The following is a 19,417-nucleotide window of genomic DNA, read 5'->3' as shown; positions in this document are numbered from 1 at the left end:
TTCTCCGGATTGATCATGTGTCGGTTGAAGGCCCTGCCAGGGATGCGTTGAGGCGCAGAAGACCAAGAGAAGGTGCTGCCGGCGCCATGCCGGCCGTGACGACATCGCCGATCAATCTTTCCGACGCCGCGGCGGTGGCGAGAAAGCCCAGCGTTTCCAGAAGCTGGTCGGCGCCGCGCTTTGCGGCCTCATCGTTTCCCGCGACGGCAGCGCACAGTGCCGGCAGCGTCTTGCCGTTGGTCAGGTCGGCCCAGTCCAGCCAGCCTGCCTCGACGCCCTCGGCCAGGCTGAGCGCACCGAGATAATACGTGTCCTTCAAGATCAGCCTGATCAGGTCCCGCTGCCTGCGACTGTCCAGGCGCGGCATCAAATGCAGGGCGAAAAGCGCCGGCTTGCCGCCCTCGGCGGCAAGCGTGTCGGCCATGCGCGCGACCGCAGCGTCGCTGCCCGACGCGGCGACCATGCGGGAGACTAGGATATCGACATTGTTGTCGGCGCCGAACTGCCACGCGCCTATGAAGTCGGCTTCGGTGACGCCGAAGCGCGCTGCGAGGTCGATCAGGTTCCAGGTCTCGAACAGTTCGGCGCGGCGCCGCTCCTGCGCCGGGGATTTCAGCTTCGCCGGCGCGTAGGTGGTGCGGCGGCGGATGAAGCCGGATTTGCCTTCCGTGATGAAGGCGGCGAGTTCGGCTGTTGGATCTCCCGGCCCGCCATCGCCTGGCTGGCCATGCTCGCCCAACCGCGCCAGTATCCGGCCGGCCAATTCGCGCACCTTGCCGGAGCGGTCGGCGGACAGGCTTTTCAGGAACGGCACGTCACCGGCGCCCAGGCCGAAATGCATGAGCGCAATGAGCACAAGCCTGATCTCGGCTGGTTCGCTTGATCCCTTGGTCTCGATCAGTTGCCGGGCCACAGCGGGTGCTGTGCGGCGCATGTCGGCCAGCGCACTGCGGCGCGCGGCGGGATAGAATTCGTCCCAATTCTCAGCCGTCAGTTGCTCCCGGCTCGTGCGTTTTTCGCCGTCGACGCCCGCCTGCCAGTCGATCCAGGGTGCATAGACATCCGGACTGGTCTGATCCGACGCGGCCGGCATCCAGTCCATCGGATGCAGCACGAACCCGCGGCTGGCGACGAGGGCCACCACGCGCGACTTGCCCCTTGCGTCGTCGGCGTGTTTCAGCGCCGCCCGCAACAACGGCCGCAGCCGCCCCGGCAGCATCGGCAAGGCGAGTTCAGGCAGCGGCGGGCGACGCTTCAGCGTCTTCGGCGCGGCCGGCCGCAAGGCGATTTCGAGGGCTTGTGCGGCGATCGCCAGCAATCGGCGCTCACGCTCGTCGGGGCTGGCACCGGCGACGAACTCCTTCCAAGTGGCCGGAGCCAGCTCAAAGCTCGTTCCGCCGGTGATCCAGCAATCGCGCATGGTCGCAAGGCCTGTCTGCTCGATCTCGTTCACGACAGATCAAGCCTCCCGAAGCCGCTTTGCGCCGCCAGAAGATGAAGCCGGCCGCCGCTCCAAACCGCTGCCGTTGCCGCTAGGTCGAGACCAAGCAGCGTGGGACTGATGGTATCGGCGATCGGCAAGGCGATGCCGTGCGGATCGTCAGTGGATTGCCACCAGGCGTCCCCCCGATCGTCCAGCAGGATCGCGCCGGGGGGCAACAGGACAGGGCAATCGGTGAGCCAGGGGGCCGTGTCCTGGTGAGCGACATGGGCCGCGAGCGGATCGGCTGCGCCCAAGCCGAAATCCGGCCATTGCCCTGACGTGACGTCGCCCCTGCGCTCCGCAACCAGCGCCCGCAAGAGCTGGCGCGCGGGATAAAAGACGAGCGTTGCATCGAAGCGATCGCCCGGCGTGAAGGCGTTAGACCGGCGACCGGCCGAGGCCGGGAAATAGTCGAGCAGGAGAGCAAATCGCGGGGCGGCGCTCTTCAGGTCGAGCAGCCAGGTCGAATGACTGACAAGGCCGTCACGGCGCGTCTCGATCTTTTCGCCGAGCACCTCCCAGAGGCTTTCGACCTGGATCGCGTCGGGATTGGCGAGCACCTGCTCGCGGCTTTCGGAAGTGGACACCAGCCGCCTCAGTTCGGCGTCGTCAGGTGCCTGTCGCCAGGCCTTGGCCAGCAGCACGAGCTTGCCGAGTTCGCGGATTGCGGCGTCTGGCCGTTCCTCGCTGCGCAGACCCATCAGCCGGGACGGAATCTCATCGATGCGGCCAGCAAGCGCCGTCGCCTTCATGTCGACCAGCCGCGCCGCAATGCGGCGGCACCGATCACTGCTGTTGTCGACAAAGCCTACAAGACCAAGCCGTAGCTGATCCGATATCCATTGATCGAGTTCGTCCAAAGCCGCCGAGACCGAGGACCGCGTATCCTCGGCGCGCTTGCGCTGCGCCGTCTCCCGGCGTTCGATCGCGGCTGCGTCCTCGACAGCGGCGCCTTCGTCGTTAAGCGAGGCCTCGCCGATGCTCTTGCCTGCCGCGCCGGGCGTCGGTGCAACCGGCGGCGATGTGGTCTTCCTGCGACGGCCGAGCCAATCGTTCACCCATTCCGGCGTCGAGCCGGCGGCGGCGAAACTCGCTGGCGCGGTGGCGGCGATCCACATCAGCGCCAAAGTGTGCTTGCAGGGAAATTTCCGCGACGGACAGGTGCATTTGTAGCCGTGGTCGCTGGTGTCGACGACGACGCGATAGGGGTTGGAGCCGGAGCCCTGGCATTCGCCCCAGATAAGCGCCAGTTCTTCGTTCTTTTCGAGCCGTGGCCAGTTCGATTGCTTGGTCAACTTGGACGCCGCGCTCAACGACGCCTGGTCGGGCGCGAGCGCTTCGATGGTTTTCAAGTCAAATTCCAAGCCGCGCCTCTCGTCGCTCGAACGAATTCCGGTCGCCAGTATAGATGGCCCGATATGACGGATTCTTGTAGCAGCAGAGGGATAGAGGTCGATACAGCGGGCTGCAAGCACTCAACTGGCGTTGCGCAGAAACTCTATCACCATTGCCGCCGTCCAGGTGAAGCGGCCGCCGCCAAGCGGCTCGCCGGTGAGAGGGTCGTAATATTCGGCAAAACCGCTTTCCCGGATCAGATCCAGGCTGGACTGGGTGATGCGTTGCGCGACCTTACCGTGGCCGGCGGCGGCTAGGCCATCTGATATCATGTAGTTGACCACCAGCCAGACCGGGCCGCGCCAATAGCGCTTGGCGTCGAAGAGCGGATCGCCGGGATCATGCGACGGCACGACATAGCGTGCCTTGCCGGCAAGGCGTTCGACGGTTGCGGCGATTGCGGCGGCACGAGGCTTGGGGATGGCCGCGAAGGCCGGCAGGAGGCCGCCCACCGACGCGCTATCGATCAAAGCGCCGGTGACGCGGTCGAGGCAGACGTATTGGCCACGCGCCTCGCTCCACAGCCGCTCCATGGCCGCCAGGCCCTTTTGCGCGCGGGCGCGGTTGGCGGCGGCAATTTCGGTTTCGCCCAGTTCCTCGGCGAGATCGGCAAGATCGGCCGCGGCGCGGATCAGGATGGCGTTGAAGCCGGGATCGACGACCTGGAAGGGCGAGGCGACATGCAGCCTGGCATTGTCCCAACCGAGTCCGCGAAAATGCTGAACCAGCCAGATGTAGCGGTCATACTGCTCGCGCGTTGGCCGATGCGCCGGATCGGCGTGCAAGGTGTCGCGGCGGGTGTAGGGCTCGACGCCTTCGGTCGGCACGCGCTCGAAGGCATCGTCCCAGTCGATGGAATTGTCGCGGCCGGACTCCCAGGGATGGATGATAGCGACCAGCCCCTCTCCCTTGGGATCGCGGTTCTCATAGAACCAGCGGTGCCAGGCATCGATTTTCGGCAGCAATGCGCGAGCTCGCTCCGCAGCCAGTTTCTTGTCGTTCGCCCGGTCGAACAGGCGGCGCGCGGCAAAGCCGGCGACCGCCGGCTGGGTGATGCCGGACGTCGCTGTCGGACGGCCAGTCCGCCAGACCTCGGGGCCGGGAAAATAGCCGTCGTTCCAGACATGAAAGACGATGTGCGGCACCATGCCGTCCGGCCACTGATGCGCGAACAAGGTCTCCATTTCGGTCCAGGCGCGCGCCTCGTCGTAGTGGGCAAGGCCGAGCGCGGTCAGGCAGGAATCCCAGTTCCACTGGAAGGGGTAGAGACCCTTTGTCGGGACGGTGTAGGCGCCCTGGTCGTTCTCTTTCAGCACCTCGACGGCGCGGGCGATGATGTCACTGGTGGCGGAAGCAGTCATGGATGCTCGTGGGCTTTCGATGTCAAAGGGCATTGGTGGTTGCAGGATCGAACCAGCGGATGCGGTCGGGTTTGGGCGCCAGGCGCAGGTGATCGCCGACCTGGACGCTGGCGTTGGAGTCCAGGATGGCGCGGAACAGGCCGCCCTCGACATCGCAGGTGACCAGCGTGTGCGGCCCGAGCGGCTCGATGACGCGCACGGTGGCGTGCAAGCCCTCGCCGCCCGCGTCGACATCCTCGGGACGGATGGCGAATTCGAGCTTCTGCTTGCCTGATCTGGGACCTGGCAGCGTCAGCCCGGCAACGGTCCAACTGCCGTTCGCGGCCTTGGTCGCCGGGATAAAATTCATCGGCGGATTGCCGATGAAGGAACCGACGAAACGCGCGGCCGGATTGCGGTATACCTCGACCGGTGAGGCCGCCTGGACGATGCGGCCCTGATGCATGACGGCGATGCGGTCGGCAAGGCTCATCGCCTCGACCTGGTCGTGGGTGACATAGATGGTGGTGGTCTTCGACGCGGCGAGCACGCCCTTGAGCTCGGCGCGCATTTCCAGCCGCAGCAGCGCGTCTAGGTTCGACAGCGGCTCGTCCATCAGGATGACGTCGGGCTCCATGGCGAGCGCGCGTGCGACCGCGACACGCTGGCGCTGGCCGCCGGACAATTGGCCGGAATAGCGCTTCAGCAACTGCTCGATATGCATGAGCTCGGCGGTGCGGTTGACGCGGCGCTCGACCTCCTGCTGCGGCAATTTCTTCATGCGCAGGCCGAAGGCGATGTTCTCGAACACGGTCAGATGCGGAAAGACGGCATAGCTCTGGAACACCATGGCGATGCCGCGCTCGCGCGGCGGCAGATGGTCGACACGGCGGCCGCCGATCCAGACCTCGCCCTGGCTCGACCTCTCCAGCCCGGCGACGATCCTCAGCAGCGTGGTCTTGCCGCAGCCCGAGGCGCCGAGCAGCACCACGAATTCCTGGTCTGATATTGTGAGGTCGACCTGATGCAGCGCTGTGAAGCCGCCGAAGCGCTTGGCCACGCCCTTGATTGCGATTTCAGCCATGGGCCGTCTCCGTATAACGCGTCATCGGTTGGCGATCCCCCACATGGCGAAAAGGTATTTGCGGACGGCGAAGATGAAGATCAGCGCCGGCACGACCAGCGCCGCGCCGCCGGCGAATTTGAGATAGACCGGCGATTCACCAAGGCTCTGCAAAAGGAAGGCGGTCAGCGTGCGGTTTTCGATGGTCAGCACGGCGGCCGCGAATACCTCGTTCCAGGAGATGGTGAAGGCAAACACCGCCGAGGCGGCGATGCCGGGCAGCGCCAGCGGCAGGATCACCTTGCGGAACGCCTGCCAGCGCGTGCAGCCGAGCGTCCAGGCAGCCTCCTCGAGCTCGACGGGAATGCCGGAAAACAGCGAGAAGGTGATCAGTACGGCGAACGGCAGCGCCAGCGTGGTGTGCACCAGCGCCAGCCCGATGGCGGTGTCGTCGAGGCCAGTGCGGATGAACATCACCGCCAGCGGCAGCGCCAGAAGCGGCAGCGGGAAGGCGCGGGTCATCAGCACCAGGAAGCGGAACGCGCTCTTTCCCGGAAAATCGAAGCGCGACAGCGCATAACCAGCCGGCGCGCCGAAGCCGATGGCCAGGATCATCGTCAGCGTGGCGACGAGCACCGAGTTCCACAGCGCTCGGGCGACGCCGGCGAAATTGATGAAGAACGAGAGGCTGCCGAGATCGAAGGACGGGAAGAAGCGCTTCGGGAAAGCCGTCACCTGGTCGGGCGACGACAGCGCGTTGACGATCAAGAGATAGATCGGCAGCAGCACCCAGACGCAAAGCAGGATGGCGGTGGCGACCAGCAGCCAGTCGCCGGCCTTGCGTGCGTCGGCTGTCGCCGCAACCGGCGATTCGGTGATGGCGTTCATATCCGTGCTTCCTTGGGCACACGCAGCACCCTGAGGAAAAACAGCGTGAAGCCGATCGAGATGGCGAGGATGAGCAGCGCCGAGGCGGCGGCGACATTGCGGTCCTGCAGCGTGAATTGCCAGTTGTAGGTCTCGCCCATCAGCACCGGCAGATTGGTGCCGCCAAGGGCTGCGACGACGGCGAAAACCTCGAAGGCGAGGATGACGCGCAGTATGATCGCCGTCTGCAGGCTGGGGCGCAGCAATGGCAGCGTGATACGCCGGAAGCGCTGCCACGGGCTTGCCCCGAACACCTCGGCCGCCTCGTAATATTCCTTGGGGATCAGGCCCATGCCGGCAACAAGGATGACCATCATGATTGCCGTGGCCCGCCAGATCTCCGCCAGCGCCACGGCGATGAAGATGGTCAGCTTGCTCTGGTAGCCGAGGAACATGACCGGCCTGTCGACGACGCCCAGGCTGGAAAGCAGCGTGTTGAGGAAGCCGGACTGATCGAAGATGGCGAGCCAGATCAGGCCGGCGGCGAGATCGGAAATGCCGAGCGGAATTGCAAAGACATAGAGGGCCGCGCTGCGCCCGGTCTCCAGCCGCGACACCACGCTCGCCATCAGCAACGCCATGACCAGCTGGATCGGCACGACGATGGCCGCCAGCAGCAGCGTATTGCGGACGGTGACTGGGAATTTCCAGCTGCCGGCCATGGTGCGGAAATTGTCGAGGGTGAAGGCGCCGTCGCGGCTCACCGCCTCGAAGGCGACCAGCGCGAACGGGTAGAGGAAGAAGATGCACAGGAACAAGGTCGCCGGCATCAGCAGCAGATAGGGCAGAGCCTTGCCGTGCATGGTGGTGTCCTTCGCGTGCTGCGGTCGAGTGCTGCAGTCTGGGCGCCCGGAGTGCAACAAACTCCGGGCGCCCCCTCGGGAGGATTCCTACTTTTGTTTGACCATGATCTTTTCCGAAAACCGATTTCCACTTTTCGGGATCATGGTCTAATCGACCGGGCAAGCGCCGGCGGATGGCTTGTCGGGCGCCCAGCACGGCGCCTTCGACTGGTCGATGATCGCCTTGAGCGCCGCTGCTTCTTCGCCGAGCACGCCATGGACATCTTCGCCGCCGAGTACGATGCGCTCGAAGCTGTCGGTGTAGACCTGGTTGAACTTGCCGCCGAGGTCCCCGAGCCCCATCGGCAGCAGCGCCGGCAGCGCGTCGGGTGCAGCGGTCATGGTGGCGATCGCCGGGCCGAACGCCTTCACCGAGGCCGGCATGTCGTCGGGCAGCTTGACGTCGACGACCGGAAAGAAATTGGTCGCCTTGAGCGTGGCGATCTGGGTTTCAGGCTTCAGCATATAGGCAACCAGCGCCTTGGCCTTGTCCATGTCCGGCGCGGTCTTCGGAATGGCGACGCCGGCCACGACCGGCATGAAGCCGCGACCGGCAGGCCCGGCCGGCGCCGGGAAGGCGACGAAGTCGTCGGGCTTCTTGTTGAAGGCGTCGGCGAGCCGCGCGACATGGTCGAACGCCACCCAGACTTCGCCCGAGAGCAGCGGCTCCTGCATGAAGGCGTAATTGGTCGAGTTCGGGTTGGTGTACTGCCACAATTCCTTGAACTTGTTCCACGCCGTCTCGGCCTCGGCCGAACGGAATTTCGTGACCATCGAACCGGTGTAGGACGGATAGAGAAAGCCCTCGAAGAAGCGATGCTTCAGCCCCTTGGGGCCGGCCGGAAAGCCGAATTTCGGCGACCCGGTCTTTTCGGCGATATTCTTCGACCATTCGATCAGCTGGTCATAGGTGATGGTGTTGAGATCGGTGCCCGCCGGCAGATATTGCAGCGCCTGCTTGTTGGCGGCCATCAGATAGGTGGCCTGCATCCAGGGCATATATTTCTGTTCGCCGGTGCCGAGCATGCCGAGTTTCTTGTAGGCCTCGTTGACCTTGACCCCGCCGACATCGACAGCCGACAGGTCGACAAGGTTGGCGCCGACGGTGGAGAAATCGCCGTGCAGGCCGCCAAGCAGGCCGATGGTGCCGGAGCCGGCCTGCAATTCCGCCTGCAGGCGGGTGAGCCAGGGACCGTCCTCGGCGACCTGATAGTCGACGGGACCGTCGAAACCCTTCAGCACCTCGTCGCGCATCTTCTGGGTTTCCTCGACCGGCCGCGCCTGCGTCGACCAGAACAGCACCTGCTGGGCTTGCGCGCCGCCCGAAGCGGTCGATAACGCCAGCGCGGCGCCGGTCAGTGTCTTCAACGCTTTCATCATGGTCTTCCTCCCTGGATATGCGCCGTCAGGCGGCGTCAGCTTCTTGTCTGCGGTGCGGGTCCATGGCTTGCCCGCGCAACCAGCGTCGGCCGGATCAGCCGCGTCAGCGGCTTGCCGGGTTTTTCGGCGATGACAGTGAGCAGCATGTCGGCGATCTCGCGCGCGCATTGCCGGATCGACGCGTCGAAAGTGGTCAGGCCCGGCGGCGCATAGGCCGACGCCGCAATGTTGTCGAAGCCGATGACGGAGAGCTCGCGCGGCACGCTGAAACCAGCGCGGGCAGCCTCCTCCATCACGGTCAACGCCAGTTCGTCGAACAGAGCGACGATGGCCGTCGGCCTGTCGGGGCCCCGCAACATCCGGTTGACGGCCTCGATGCGCGCCTGCTGGTCGAAGCGCGGCGCCGTGACCACGTCGAGCCGCACCGAGGGGTCGCCCCGCCGGGCGATGGCCGCGGCGAGGCCATCCTGCCTGAGATGGCGAAAGGTCATCGCCTCCGAGATCGTCACCAGGCCGAAGTGGCGATGGCCGAGCTCATAGAGCATGTCGAAGGCTTCGCCGAAGGCGTGCGCGCCATCCGTGTCGAGCCAGTTGTAGTCAAAGTCGCTGTCGAGCAGCCGGCCGTGCGCGACGAACGGAAAGCCACGCTCGCGCAGATAGGCAAGGCGCTCGTCGGTCTCGGCGATGCGGGTCACGACCACGCCATCGGCGCGCCCGGATTCAACGACGTGGCGCAGCACCGACAGCTCGGAATGGCCAAGCGCTGCCGTGGCCAGGATCAGGTCGGCGCCGTGCGACACCAGCCCTTCGCCGAGCCCGGTGACGAATTCGCCGAGGAAGGAATCGACGAGATTGGGGCCGCGTATCGGCAGGACGAGGCCGACGAAGCCGCTGCGGCCCGAGACAAGCGTGCGCGCTGCGGTGTTGGGCACATAGCCGGCCTGGCGCGCCGCCTGCGCGACGCGCTCACGCGTCTTCAGCGCAATCTGCTCATGGCCGGCAAGCGCCCGCGAAACCGTCGTGATCGACAGGTCGAGGCTTGCCGCAAGCTCCTTCAGCGTGATGACGCGGGTGGTCATCGATCCTCCCTCAGGCGAGTTTGAAACGTTTGTAATTGCCTTTTGCAAAAATGCAAACGTTTTAAACTTCGGTCGGGAATGGCCGTTTTGGCCAAAGTGGGGAGCGCAAGCGAATGCAGCGCGCCTGCGTCATTCCGCAGGCCGCCTGCCCGAGGCTCCCTTAAATTCGAAGAGAAAAAGCTACTGCAAGATCCTTGCGGCGGACGGCATGGAATGGTCATGCGCGATGCCGGCATCGGCGTCGCCCACGCCGAGCGCACGGTCGAGACCCGTCGCCACCACCGAGACCCTGAAGCGGCCTTCCATGCTCTTGTCGAAGATAGCGCCGACGATGATGTCGGCATCCTCGTAGACCTCCTCGCGGATGCGGGTGGCGGCCTCGTCGACCTCGAACAGGGTCATGTCGCGGCCGCCCGATATCGAGACCAGCACGCCCTTGGCGCCCTTCATCGACACTTCGTCGAGCAGCGGGTTGGCGATCGCGGCTTCAGCCGCTTTCATCGCCCGGCTTTCGCCCGACGCCTCGCCGGTTCCCATCATGGCGCGGCCCATGCCGCGCATGACCGATTTGACGTCGGCAAAATCGAGATTGATCAGACCTTCCTTGACGATGAGATCGGTGATGCAGCTGACGCCGGAATAAAGCACCCGGTCGGCGATGACGAACGCGTCGGCGAAGGTGGTCTTGGCATCGGCGATGCGGAACAGGTTCTGGTTCGGGATGACGATCACCGTGTCGGCGGCTTCGCGCAGCCGCTCGATGCCCTCCTCGGCCATCTGCATGCGGCGCCGGCCCTCGAAGGTGAAGGGCTTGGTAACGACACCCACCGTCAGTATGCCGGCCTTGCGTGCCGCCTGGGCAATGACCGGGGCAGCGCCGGTTCCGGTGCCGCCGCCCATGCCGGCGGTGACGAAGCACATATGCGTGCCGGCCAGATGATCCATGATCTCGTCGAGCGATTCCTCGGCGGCGGCACGGCCGATCTCAGGCAGCGATCCGGCACCAAGGCCTTCGGTGACGTGCGCGCCAAGCTGGATCAGCCGCGTCGCCTTCGACATGGTCAGCGCCTGGGCATCGGTGTTGGCGGCAATGAATTCGGTTCCCTGAAGCTGCTCCGCGATCATGTTGTTGATGGCGTTGCCGCCGCCGCCGCCGACACCGATAACGGTGATCTTGGGCCTCATCTCGGAGATTTCCGGCTTCTTGAACTCGGCCATGCCTGCTTCTCCTTCGCCAATTGCGCGCGCTTCACGACCCACGAGCAGACTGTCTGCAAGACATTGCAATCGAGCGGCATGACGCGAATCAGTCCGTTCGGATGGGTGCCCCAAAAAGCCAGAGAGCGGCCGGACGTGCAAGTGCGCGCAAGGTCAAGATTTGTGATCGCGATATTGCAAACCGCTACGCGGCTACCGCGTGCGCCGGAATCGTGCCGCGCGACCTGCCCTTGGCCGCATTGCTAACGGCTTGCCGCGTAACGATTGAGGCGTCTATCATGCGCCGATATATCGCTGACTTCGGCGCCCGCCGTGCTCGGCCAATCAGGATCACCTGCGGCTGCCGTCGTCAGGCCAGATTTCAGAACGAATGAAGTAGCGCCCCCGCCAATGGCCGACAGAACACAATTCGGGTTGAGCGCCATCGACAGCGTACCCCTGCATGAGAAGGTCTATCTGGAGCTTGTGCGGGCGCTGATGTCCGGCCAGTTCACGCCGGGCCAGAAGCTGACATCACGCAGGCTCGCCAAGGAACTCGGCACCAGCGACATGCCGGTGCGCAGCGCTTTCATGCGGCTGCAGGCATTGCGGGCGCTGAGCCCGATGCCGAACGGCAGCGTCGAGGTGCCTGTCATTTCGGCCGAACGGTTTTCGCAATTGACCGCCGTGCGCACGATCCTGGAAGGCTCGGCGACCGAGCTCGCGACAAAGCGCATCAACGGCAACAATCTGCGGGCGATCCGGCGCCACAGCAGCGAATTGACCCTGGCGGCGCGCGAGGGCGATATCGACGATTATCTCAGGAAGAATTACGCCTTCAAATTCTCGATCTATCGCCATTGCGGCAACGAACAGATGATCTTCCTGATCGAGACCGTGTGGATGCAGGTCGGCCCCTTCCTCAGGAACCTCGCCATGGGGTTCGAGGACGATCTCTCCTCCATCCTCGACATCGACTATCATGAGGAAGTCGTCGCCGCGATCGAGGCGCAGGATGCCGCCCGCGCCCGCTCAGCCATCGTGCGCGACATCGAAGAAGGCGCGGCGCACATCCTGCGCCAGGCCAGATTTCCGGGCGCCGGGCGCTAGGATCGCCGGGTGATAGTCGCTCGACCCAAAGGCCGATCAGGCCTGCCCGGCGGCAAAGCCGGCATGCCGAATGCCCCTTGGCTTTCCGCTTCCTAGCCTCTATGTTGCGATCGCAGATCGCGCAATTGGTTTTGAAATGCCTCCCGACATCCCAGCTAGTGACTTGAAAAAATAAGGAAAAATATCCGGCAGTGGCTGGATAGGCTTTCCGAAAACTCACAAGCATTTTTACCAGGGATAGCGCAGCCGGCAGGGCTTGGGCACCTTCGAAAACCAGAGGTTTTAAAATTGAGCGATGCAATTGCGGACGTTCTGAGCTGGCTTGAAAGCAGAAGCGACATACAGAGCCTGAGGGCGGCGGTGTGCGACCTCAACGGCGTCATGCGAGGAAAACGCATACCCGTGGAGCAGGCCCGCAAGGCGCTGGAAGGCAAGCTGCGCATGCCCTATTCGCTGATCGGGCTCGACATCTGGGGCGAGGACATCGAAGGCAACAGTCTGGTTTTCTCGACCGGCGATGCCGATGGCCTCTGCCAATGGACGGGACGCGGCATTCTGCCGGTGGACTGGACGGCGCATCCGACGGCACTTGTCCCGCTCTGGCTCGCCGATGAAAGCGGCGCGCCCTATCTCGGCGATCCCCGGCGGGCGCTGGCCCGCATCCTCGACCGCTACAAGGCGCTCGGCCTGACCCCGGTCGCGGCAACCGAACTCGAATTCTATCTGGTCGATCCGCAATCGCAGCGGCCGGTCGGGCCGGTGTCACCGGTCACCGGGCGGCGTCTCGATTCCGACGCAGCGCTGTCGATCGATGAGATCGACGATTTCGAAGCCTTTATTCATGACGTTTACGAAGCCTGCCGGGCGCAAGGCATTCCGGTCGACACGGCCATTGCCGAAAATGGCGTCGGCCAGTTCGAGATCAATCTAAACCATGTCGCCGACGCGCTGCGGGCGGCCGACGACGCGGTGCTGTTCAAGCGCACGGTGAAGGGCATTGCCCGCAAGCACGGCTTTGCCGCCTGCTTCATGGCCAAGCCCTATGGCGACCGCGCCGGCAACGGCTTTCACGTCCATTTCAGCCTTGTCGACGCCGAAGGGCGCAATGTGTTCGACGACGGCACCGATCAGGGCTCGGAAACGATGCGCCACGCGGTCGGCGGGCTGCTGGCGGCGATGGCCGAGAGCACGCTGGTGTTCGCACCGCACTTCAATTCCTACCGCAGGCTCCGCCCGCGTTCCTATGCGCCGACCGCGGTCGCCTGGGGTTACGAGAACCGCATGGTCGCGATCCGCATTCCCGGCGGCCCGACCGGGGCGCGCCGCATCGAGCATCGCGTGTCAGGCGCGGATGCCAATCCCTATCTGGTGCTTGCTGCCATACTGGGCGCGGCCCTGATCGGCATCGAAAGGCAGATGTCGCCGGGCGAGCCGACCGGGAGCGACGGCCAAGGCGCGGCACCAGCCAAGCTGCCGCCGGACTGGGCCTCGGCGATCGCCACCTTCGAAAGCGGGACACATGTGGCGGAGATTTTCCCGGCGATCCTGCGCGACTCCTTCGTCGCCTGCAAACGCCAGGAGTTGAATACGTTTGCTCTCAACGTCAGCGATTTCGAGATCGAGACCTATCTCGAAAGCGTCTGAGACCTTACGAGGACCGCTCGGCCTTCAGCACCGAGACCGCCGCTTCGCTGTTGTGGACATAGTCGTTGGCGTCGGGCTGCTTCTGCAGCAAAAGGATGAACAGCAGATCGGTCAGCGTCAGCTGCGCATCGCGCGCGGTGATGGAGGAGGAGCGCGCGCGCTCCTCGTCGGCGATGGTGTAGAGGCGGATGTCGGCGACCCGGCTCAGCGGATTGTCGTGCAGGCCGGTGACGGCGATCACCGTCGTCCCGCGCTTGGCGGCGAGTTCGGCGATGCGCAAGGTTTCTATGCTGGCGCCGGAATAGGAGAGCGCGAACAAAATGTCGCCAGGCCCGAGCGTCGCGGCATTGGCCATCTGGATGTGGCTGTCGCTGTCATGCAGCACGTTGCGGCCGAGCTTCATCAGCTTGTAGGAGAAATCGCGCGCCACCAGCGACGAGGCGCCGACGCCGACCAGATGAATGCGGCGCGCGCCATCCAGCAGCTCCAGCGTCCGGGAAATGATGCGCTCGCTGTTGGCGGCGACGGTCTGCTGCATCGACAGAAGTTTGCTGCCGATCAGTTTCTTGAGGATGACCGGATAGGTGTCGCCGACCTCGATCGAGCCATGGATGACGCCGGCCGGCACCTGCCAGTCCTGCGCCTTGGCCTCGCTGACGGCGAGCTTGAGCTCCTGGTAGCTGGCATAGCCGAGCTTCTGGCTGAACTTGACGACGCTCGACTGACTGCGCCCGATCTCGGCGGCAAGCGCTGCCGTCGACAGGCGCAGCATCTGGTCGGGATTGTCGACGATGTACTGGCCGATCTCGCGATCGCCTGGCGCCATGCCGTCGAGCTTCGCATTGATCTTCTTGAGAACGGACATGGACCCTCTGCAGCGCTTCGGCGCTCGGAGGAATAAAATATTCCAATTTCGATTGACAGCCAAGAACGCAGAATTAATTCTCGAACCGGCCAGGTTCGGGAATCGAATGGCTCTTCCGGAGCGACCGGACCGCCGCCCGGCTTTCGCCATACGAGGGTTCAGCCATGGACAGATTGCGGATCGTCGGCGGACGAAGACTGGAAGGCGCGGTCACCATTTCCGGCGCCAAGAACGCTGCCTTGCCGCAGATCGCGGCCGCCCTGCTCAGCCCCTACCCGCTCGAACTGACCAATTTGCCTGATGTGACCGATGTCGAGAACATGCTGGGCGTTGTGCGGCTTCACGGCGCCGACGTGACGCGATCGGCCCATGCCGCGACGATCGACACCAATGCCGCCGTTTCGAAGGAAACGTCCTATGACACGGTGCGCAAAATGCGCGCGACGGTGCTCGTTCTGGCGCCGCTGCTCGCCCGGTTCGGCCACGCCCGGGTTTCGCTGCCGGGCGGCTGCGCCATCGGTGCGCGGCCGGTGGACATGCATGTCGCCGCACTCGCGGCACTCGGCGCCAAGATCGCCGTCGAGAACGGCCTGATCGTCGCCTCGGCGCCGAACGGGCTGACCGGAACGCGCATCGTGCTCAGCTCGCCGTCCGTCGGGGCAACGGAAACCGCCATCATGGCGGCAACCACCGCCAAGGGCGAAACCGAGATCCTCAACGCGGCGCGCGAGCCCGAGGTGGCCGATCTCGCCGCTTGCCTCAACGCCATGGGCGCACGCATCGAAGGCGCCGGCACGCACCGCATCCTGATCGCCGGCGACACCGGTTGGCACGCGGCCCGGCACGACATCATTCCGGACCGCATCGAGGCCGGCACCTATGCGATCGCCGCGGCGATCACCGGCGGCCAGCTTGAGCTCACACACGCCCGGCTCGAGCACATGGCCTCGGTGGTGCAATTGCTGGAAGCCACCGGCGTCAGCGTCTGGCCCGGCGATCGCGGGCTCATCGTGTCGCGCGAGCGGCCGCTCAAGGCCGCCGATCTCACGACGGAACCCTATCCGGGCTTTCCGACCGACCTGCAGGCGCAGTTCATGGCGCTGATGTGCTGCGCCGAGGGTGCGTCGCTGCTGCGCGAAACCATCTTCGAGAACCGCTTCATGCATGTGCCCGAACTGATGCGGCTCGGCGCCAACATCAAGTTGCAAGGCACAATGGCTTTGGTGCGCGGCGGCGAGAAGCTGCATGGCGCGCAGGTGATGGCCACCGACCTGCGCGCTTCGGTGTCGCTGGTGCTGGCGGCATTGGTGAGCGAAGGCGAGACGATTATCAACCGCGTCTATCATCTCGACCGTGGCTATGAGCAACTCGACCGCAAGCTCCGCCTTTGCGGCGCCGACATCGAGCGGCTGAGCGCATGAGCGGCGCTGACTATCTTCTCGGCGTCGATGGCGGCGGCACCGGCTGCCGGGCTCGTATCGAAGACGCGGACGGCAACGTGCTGGGACAAGGCTTGTCCGGCCCGGCGACGACGCGGCTTGGCATTGACGCGGCATGGGCCTCGATTGCCAAAGCGTTTGGCGCGGCGATCGAGGAGGCTGGCTTTGGACCGACCGAAATCGCTCGGACCCACGCCGGCATCGGGCTTGCCGGCATTGGCCGCAAGGGCGCGCTGGAGGCGTTGCGGGCAATCGCGCACCCGTTTGCCAGCATCGATTTCGTCAGCGACGGCGTCGGCGCCTGCCTGGGCGCGCATTCCGGTCAGGACGGCGCCATCGTCATTGCCGGCACCGGTTCGATCGGCCTCGGCTTTGTCGAGGGGCGTGACCTGCGCGTCGGCGGTTACGGCTTTCCGATCTCCGACGAAGGCAGCGGCGCCCACCTTGGGCTGAAAGCCGTGCAAATGGCGTTGCGCGGTCATGACGGCCGGCACGAGCGGACGGCGCTGCTGGCGGAGGTGATGCAACGTTTCGAGGGTGACCCGATGGCGGCGGTCGCCTGGATGGATCGCGCCAGCGCCACGGATTACGCCGCTCTGGCGCCGATGGTCATGCGCCATGCCGACCAGGGCGATCCAGCCGGGCGGCGCATCGTGCAAAATGCCGCCGAGCAGATCGACACGCTGGTGCGGGTGCTGTTCGAAAAAGGCGCGCCTCGCGTGACCTTGCTGGGTGGCCTCGCCAGCCCGCTCGAACCGTGGCTTTCGCCCGATGTAAGGCGCCGCCTGAAGCCCGCCGACGGCGACGCCGTATCCGGCGCGATCATCCTTGCCAAGAGATCGCCCCGCGTATTGTAGGCTTAGCAAAGAGATAGGAATAAAATATTCCAATCTCCTGTTGACGATACGAATATCAAATTCTAGAAAGTTAACAAAGAAAGACTGTGATTACGGATCAGACGTCCGTGTGCCCTGGCGCCCGTTGAGCCATGCCGGACGCCGGCAGCAGAATTTTTGAAAGCGCTGGAATGACCGAGCAAGGTTTGATGTCTGAGCTGGACCTGCTGGTTTCCGAAGGCCGCAACCCGCGGACAATGGATATCGACCTGCTGCCGACCATCGACGTGCTGCGCAAGATCAATGATGAGGACAGGCTTGTCCCGGCTGCTGTTGAAAAGGTGCTGCCGGAAATCGCCGCGGCCGTCGACCGGATCGTTCTTGCCTTCCAGAAGGGCGCACGACTGATCTATATCGGCGCCGGCACCAGTGGCCGGCTCGGCGTTCTCGACGCTTCGGAATGTCCGCCCACTTTCGGCGTGCCCGAGGGCATGGTGATCGGCCTGATCGCCGGCGGTCCGGACGCCTTGGTGCGGTCGACGGAAGGCGCCGAGGATGATCCGAAAATGGGCGCGAAGGTGCTGCAGGAGATCGGACTAGTACGCAACGACGTGGTGGTCGGCATCGCGGTCAGCGGGCGCACGCCTTACGTTATCGGCGGACTGAACTATGCCAAGCAGGTCGGAGCAACCACGGTTGCCCTGTCGTGCAATCCGGCATCGACCATTGCCGGCATCGCCGACATCGCCATCTCGCCGGTCGTCGGCCCGGAAGTGCTCACCGGATCGACTCGGCTGAAGTCGGGAACCGCGCAGAAGCTGGTGCTCAACATGCTGACCACCGCCTCGATGATCCGCATCGGCAAGAGCTATGAAAATCTGATGGTGGACCTCAACCCGTCCAACAAGAAGCTGGTGGCGCGGGCAACCAGGATCGTCATGCAGACCGCCGGGTGTTCGGCGCAGCAGGCCAAACAAGCACTCCATCTGACAAACAATGACGTGAAGCTGGCGATACTGGTGACGATCACCGGCCTTGATGTCGAGGCGGCGCGAACTGCCCTCGGCAAGGCCGGAGGCTTCCTGCGAAAGGCAATCGGCGATGGGACGGCATGAAGCCGCCCGGGACAAGACGGCAACAAGCCGCTTTAGACAAGACGGCAAGAAGCCGCTTTAGACAAGACGGCGTGAAGCCGCATAGACTGGGCCGATACTCCGAAGCATGTGTGTCTTGGAAGCGGTCGGCGGAAACTGCAAGGCATCAAGTCAAATCATAATGGGAGACGAAAATGACAAGGCATCTCACAAGAACATTGCTGTCGGGCATCACGGTTGCCGCGATGCTCGGCATGGCTGTGGTTTCGACGCAGGCCGCGACGCTGCACATGGCGTGGTCGCAGGACGCCACCGGGCTTGATCCGCACAAGCAAACGGCCTTCTCGTCGCTGCGGCTCCTGGAACTGATCTATGAGCCGCTGGTGCGCGTCGATGCCAGCCTGCAGATCATTCCGGCAATCGCCACTTCCTGGGAATTCTCGAAGGACGGCAAGGAACTGACCTTCAAGCTCGATCCCAAGGCGAAATTCCAGGACGGCAAGGCCGTCACCTCCGCTGACGTCAAAGCCTCGTTCGAGCGCATCCTCGACGAGAAGACGGGCGCGGCCGCCCGCGCCAATTTCCTGTCGATCGCCAGCATCGACACACCTGATGCGGCCACCGTCGTATTCCATCTGTCGCAGCCCGACGTGCCGATCCTGACGGCGATGAGCGACGTCAACGCGGCCATCGTTCCCGCAGCCGAGATAAAGGCCGGCTCGATCGGCACCAAGGCGGTCGGCTCGGGCCCGTTCAAGCTCGACAAATGGGACCCCAACGCCAAGGAAGTCTTGAGCACCAACAAGGATTGGGCGGGGGGTGCTACCGGTGTCGACGGCATCGAGATCAGCGTGCTGCCCGACGAAGCGGCGATCCTGGCCGCCATGCGCACCAAGCAGATCGATTTCGCCCTGCTCAACGACCCGCTGGTCGCGACGCTGGTGCCGAAAGAGGCCAGCCTGCAGCTGAATCGCGTACCGGTGCTTGCCTATCACGTGCTGCAGCTCAACCCGTCGCGCAAGCCGATGACCGAGCTCAAGGTGCGCCAGGCGATCTCCTGCGCCATCGACCGGCAAGAGGTGCTGGACACCGCATCGCTCGGCGAAGGCAAGGTCACCGGACCGCTGACCATCCCGGCGCTCGCCACCGATCCGACCCAGCTGTTCTGCTACAAGCGCGATGTCGAAAAGGCCAAGAAGCTGATGGCCGAGGCCGGCTTTGCCGACGGCTTTTCGGCAACAGTGATCGGCGCCACCGGCGAGCCGCCGACGGCGGCTGCGGAGGCCCAGGTCATCCAGTCACAGCTCGCCGAAATCGGCGTCAAGCTCGACATCAAGATGATGGAGCTCAACGTCTATGTCGACGCCTGGCTGAAGGGCGATTTCGACATGGCGATCGCGCTCAACGGCGGCCGCGCCGACCCCTACACCATGTACAACCGCTACTGGACCAAGGCCGGCAATCTGCAGAAGGTAGCCAACTACATCGACGACACGCTGGACAGCCAGATGCAGCAGGGGCGCGCCGAGACCGACCCGGCCAAACGCAAGGCGATCTTCGCTGCATTCGAGAAGCACCTCGCCGAGATGTCGCCGTGGATCTGGCTCTACACCTCCTATAGCTACACGGCCCAGCAGAAGAACATCGCCGGCTTCGTGCCGACGCCGACGGGCACTCTGTTCAGCCTGAGCAAGGTTACCATCCAGCAGTAGCCTCGGCAGGC

At 64.5% G+C, this 19,417-nt stretch carries 16 protein-coding genes; 6 read left to right on the top strand and 10 right to left on the bottom strand.

The genetic code is table 11. From position 1 onward, the window contains the following. Positions 1-13 precede the first annotated feature (13 nt). From ACLGL5_RS16935 to ftsZ, 9 genes are all read right to left on the bottom strand, one after another. Positions 14-1,453: a DUF5691 domain-containing protein gene (locus tag ACLGL5_RS16935; RefSeq protein WP_069091613.1), complete on the bottom strand. Its 1,440-nt coding sequence runs from the start codon at positions 1,451-1,453 to the stop codon at positions 14-16. Further along, positions 1,450-2,835 (bottom strand): SWIM zinc finger family protein, encoded by a 1,386-nt coding sequence (locus ACLGL5_RS16930; protein WP_244748247.1) that lies wholly within the window; start codon positions 2,833-2,835, stop codon positions 1,450-1,452. Before ACLGL5_RS16930 ends, ACLGL5_RS16935 begins: the two co-directional genes overlap by 4 nt. Before the next feature lie 123 nt (positions 2,836-2,958). After that, positions 2,959-4,239 carry an MGH1-like glycoside hydrolase domain-containing protein gene (locus tag ACLGL5_RS16925; RefSeq protein ID WP_069091611.1) on the bottom strand — a complete coding sequence of 427 codons (1,281 nt, stop codon included), beginning with the start codon at positions 4,237-4,239 and terminating at the stop codon, positions 2,959-2,961. A 22-nt stretch (positions 4,240-4,261) separates the two neighbouring features. After that, positions 4,262-5,302, bottom strand: coding sequence for an ABC transporter ATP-binding protein (locus ACLGL5_RS16920; RefSeq protein ID WP_069091610.1), 1,041 nt, complete (start codon positions 5,300-5,302; stop codon positions 4,262-4,264). A gap of 21 nt (positions 5,303-5,323) precedes the next feature. After that, positions 5,324-6,160 carry a carbohydrate ABC transporter permease gene (locus ACLGL5_RS16915; RefSeq protein ID WP_441939092.1) on the bottom strand — a complete coding sequence of 279 codons (837 nt, stop codon included), beginning with the start codon at positions 6,158-6,160 and terminating at the stop codon, positions 5,324-5,326. A 5-nt stretch (positions 6,161-6,165) separates the two neighbouring features. Continuing rightward, positions 6,166-7,011: a carbohydrate ABC transporter permease gene (locus tag ACLGL5_RS16910; protein ID WP_019856811.1), complete on the bottom strand. Its 846-nt coding sequence runs from the start codon at positions 7,009-7,011 to the stop codon at positions 6,166-6,168. Between the two features lie 147 nt (positions 7,012-7,158). Then, the gene (locus tag ACLGL5_RS16905) at positions 7,159-8,430 is read right to left on the bottom strand and encodes an ABC transporter substrate-binding protein (protein WP_069091608.1); all 1,272 of its coding nucleotides are present in this window, start codon (positions 8,428-8,430) and stop codon (positions 7,159-7,161) included. A 35-nt stretch (positions 8,431-8,465) separates the two neighbouring features. Continuing rightward, the gene (locus ACLGL5_RS16900) at positions 8,466-9,509 is read right to left on the bottom strand and encodes a substrate-binding domain-containing protein (protein ID WP_069091607.1); all 1,044 of its coding nucleotides are present in this window, start codon (positions 9,507-9,509) and stop codon (positions 8,466-8,468) included. Between the two features lie 180 nt (positions 9,510-9,689). Further along, positions 9,690-10,727 carry a cell division protein FtsZ gene (gene ftsZ / locus ACLGL5_RS16895; RefSeq protein ID WP_019856808.1) on the bottom strand — a complete coding sequence of 346 codons (1,038 nt, stop codon included), beginning with the start codon at positions 10,725-10,727 and terminating at the stop codon, positions 9,690-9,692. Positions 10,728-11,117: 390 nt separating this feature from the next. On the opposite strand from ftsZ, the gene ACLGL5_RS16890 reads away from it, so the two are divergent. Continuing rightward, complete coding sequence (locus ACLGL5_RS16890; RefSeq protein WP_051726749.1) at positions 11,118-11,816, top strand: GntR family transcriptional regulator; 699 nt, start codon at positions 11,118-11,120, stop codon at positions 11,814-11,816. 288 nt (positions 11,817-12,104) lie between these two features. Beyond that, the gene (locus ACLGL5_RS16885) at positions 12,105-13,460 is read left to right on the top strand and encodes a glutamine synthetase family protein (RefSeq protein ID WP_064983262.1); all 1,356 of its coding nucleotides are present in this window, start codon (positions 12,105-12,107) and stop codon (positions 13,458-13,460) included. Positions 13,461-13,464: 4 nt separating this feature from the next. Here ACLGL5_RS16885 and ACLGL5_RS16880 read toward each other — a convergent pair whose 3' ends face one another. Then, positions 13,465-14,325 (bottom strand): MurR/RpiR family transcriptional regulator, encoded by an 861-nt coding sequence (locus tag ACLGL5_RS16880; protein ID WP_069091606.1) that lies wholly within the window; start codon positions 14,323-14,325, stop codon positions 13,465-13,467. A gap of 164 nt (positions 14,326-14,489) precedes the next feature. Between ACLGL5_RS16880 and murA the strand changes: the two genes are divergently transcribed. From murA to ACLGL5_RS16860, 4 genes are all read left to right on the top strand, one after another. Next, positions 14,490-15,746 carry a UDP-N-acetylglucosamine 1-carboxyvinyltransferase gene (gene murA, locus ACLGL5_RS16875; protein WP_038645220.1) on the top strand — a complete coding sequence of 419 codons (1,257 nt, stop codon included), beginning with the start codon at positions 14,490-14,492 and terminating at the stop codon, positions 15,744-15,746. Next, positions 15,743-16,621: a glucosamine kinase nucleotide-binding domain-containing protein gene (locus ACLGL5_RS16870; protein ID WP_069091605.1), complete on the top strand. Its 879-nt coding sequence runs from the start codon at positions 15,743-15,745 to the stop codon at positions 16,619-16,621. The genes murA and ACLGL5_RS16870 overlap by 4 nt, the downstream gene beginning before the upstream one ends. Before the next feature lie 170 nt (positions 16,622-16,791). Beyond that, on the top strand, positions 16,792-17,715 hold the full coding sequence (gene murQ / locus ACLGL5_RS16865; protein WP_038645216.1) for an N-acetylmuramic acid 6-phosphate etherase: 924 nt from the start codon (positions 16,792-16,794) through the stop codon (positions 17,713-17,715). Between the two features lie 173 nt (positions 17,716-17,888). After that, positions 17,889-19,406 (top strand): ABC transporter substrate-binding protein, encoded by a 1,518-nt coding sequence (locus tag ACLGL5_RS16860; protein WP_069091604.1) that lies wholly within the window; start codon positions 17,889-17,891, stop codon positions 19,404-19,406. Positions 19,407-19,417 lie beyond the last annotated feature (11 nt).

This window comes from Mesorhizobium sp. U510 (assembly GCF_059180695.1).
The sequence above is the reverse complement of the archived record's forward strand: the minus strand, read 5'-3'. Positions and strand labels throughout refer to the sequence as shown.

Bases quoted from the DNA above. Each gene is read 5' to 3' on its own strand.
- murQ (WP_038645216.1), top strand. From the start codon at position 16,792: ATGACCGAGCAAGGTTTGATGTCTGAGCTGGACCTGCTGGTTTCCGAA.
- murA (WP_038645220.1), top strand. From the start codon at position 14,490: ATGGACAGATTGCGGATCGTCGGCGGACGAAGACTGGAAGGCGCGGTC.
- ACLGL5_RS16920 (WP_069091610.1), bottom strand. From the start codon at position 5,302: ATGGCTGAAATCGCAATCAAGGGCGTGGCCAAGCGCTTCGGCGGCTTC.
- ACLGL5_RS16890 (WP_051726749.1), top strand. From the start codon at position 11,118: ATGGCCGACAGAACACAATTCGGGTTGAGCGCCATCGACAGCGTACCC.
- ftsZ (WP_019856808.1), bottom strand. From the start codon at position 10,727: ATGGCCGAGTTCAAGAAGCCGGAAATCTCCGAGATGAGGCCCAAGATC.
- ACLGL5_RS16905 (WP_069091608.1), bottom strand. From the start codon at position 8,430: ATGATGAAAGCGTTGAAGACACTGACCGGCGCCGCGCTGGCGTTATCG.
- ACLGL5_RS16900 (WP_069091607.1), bottom strand. From the start codon at position 9,509: ATGACCACCCGCGTCATCACGCTGAAGGAGCTTGCGGCAAGCCTCGAC.
- ACLGL5_RS16880 (WP_069091606.1), bottom strand. From the start codon at position 14,325: ATGTCCGTTCTCAAGAAGATCAATGCGAAGCTCGACGGCATGGCGCCA.
- ACLGL5_RS16860 (WP_069091604.1), top strand. From the start codon at position 17,889: ATGACAAGGCATCTCACAAGAACATTGCTGTCGGGCATCACGGTTGCC.
- ACLGL5_RS16870 (WP_069091605.1), top strand. From the start codon at position 15,743: ATGAGCGGCGCTGACTATCTTCTCGGCGTCGATGGCGGCGGCACCGGC.
- ACLGL5_RS16910 (WP_019856811.1), bottom strand. From the start codon at position 7,011: ATGCACGGCAAGGCTCTGCCCTATCTGCTGCTGATGCCGGCGACCTTG.
- ACLGL5_RS16925 (WP_069091611.1), bottom strand. From the start codon at position 4,239: ATGACTGCTTCCGCCACCAGTGACATCATCGCCCGCGCCGTCGAGGTG.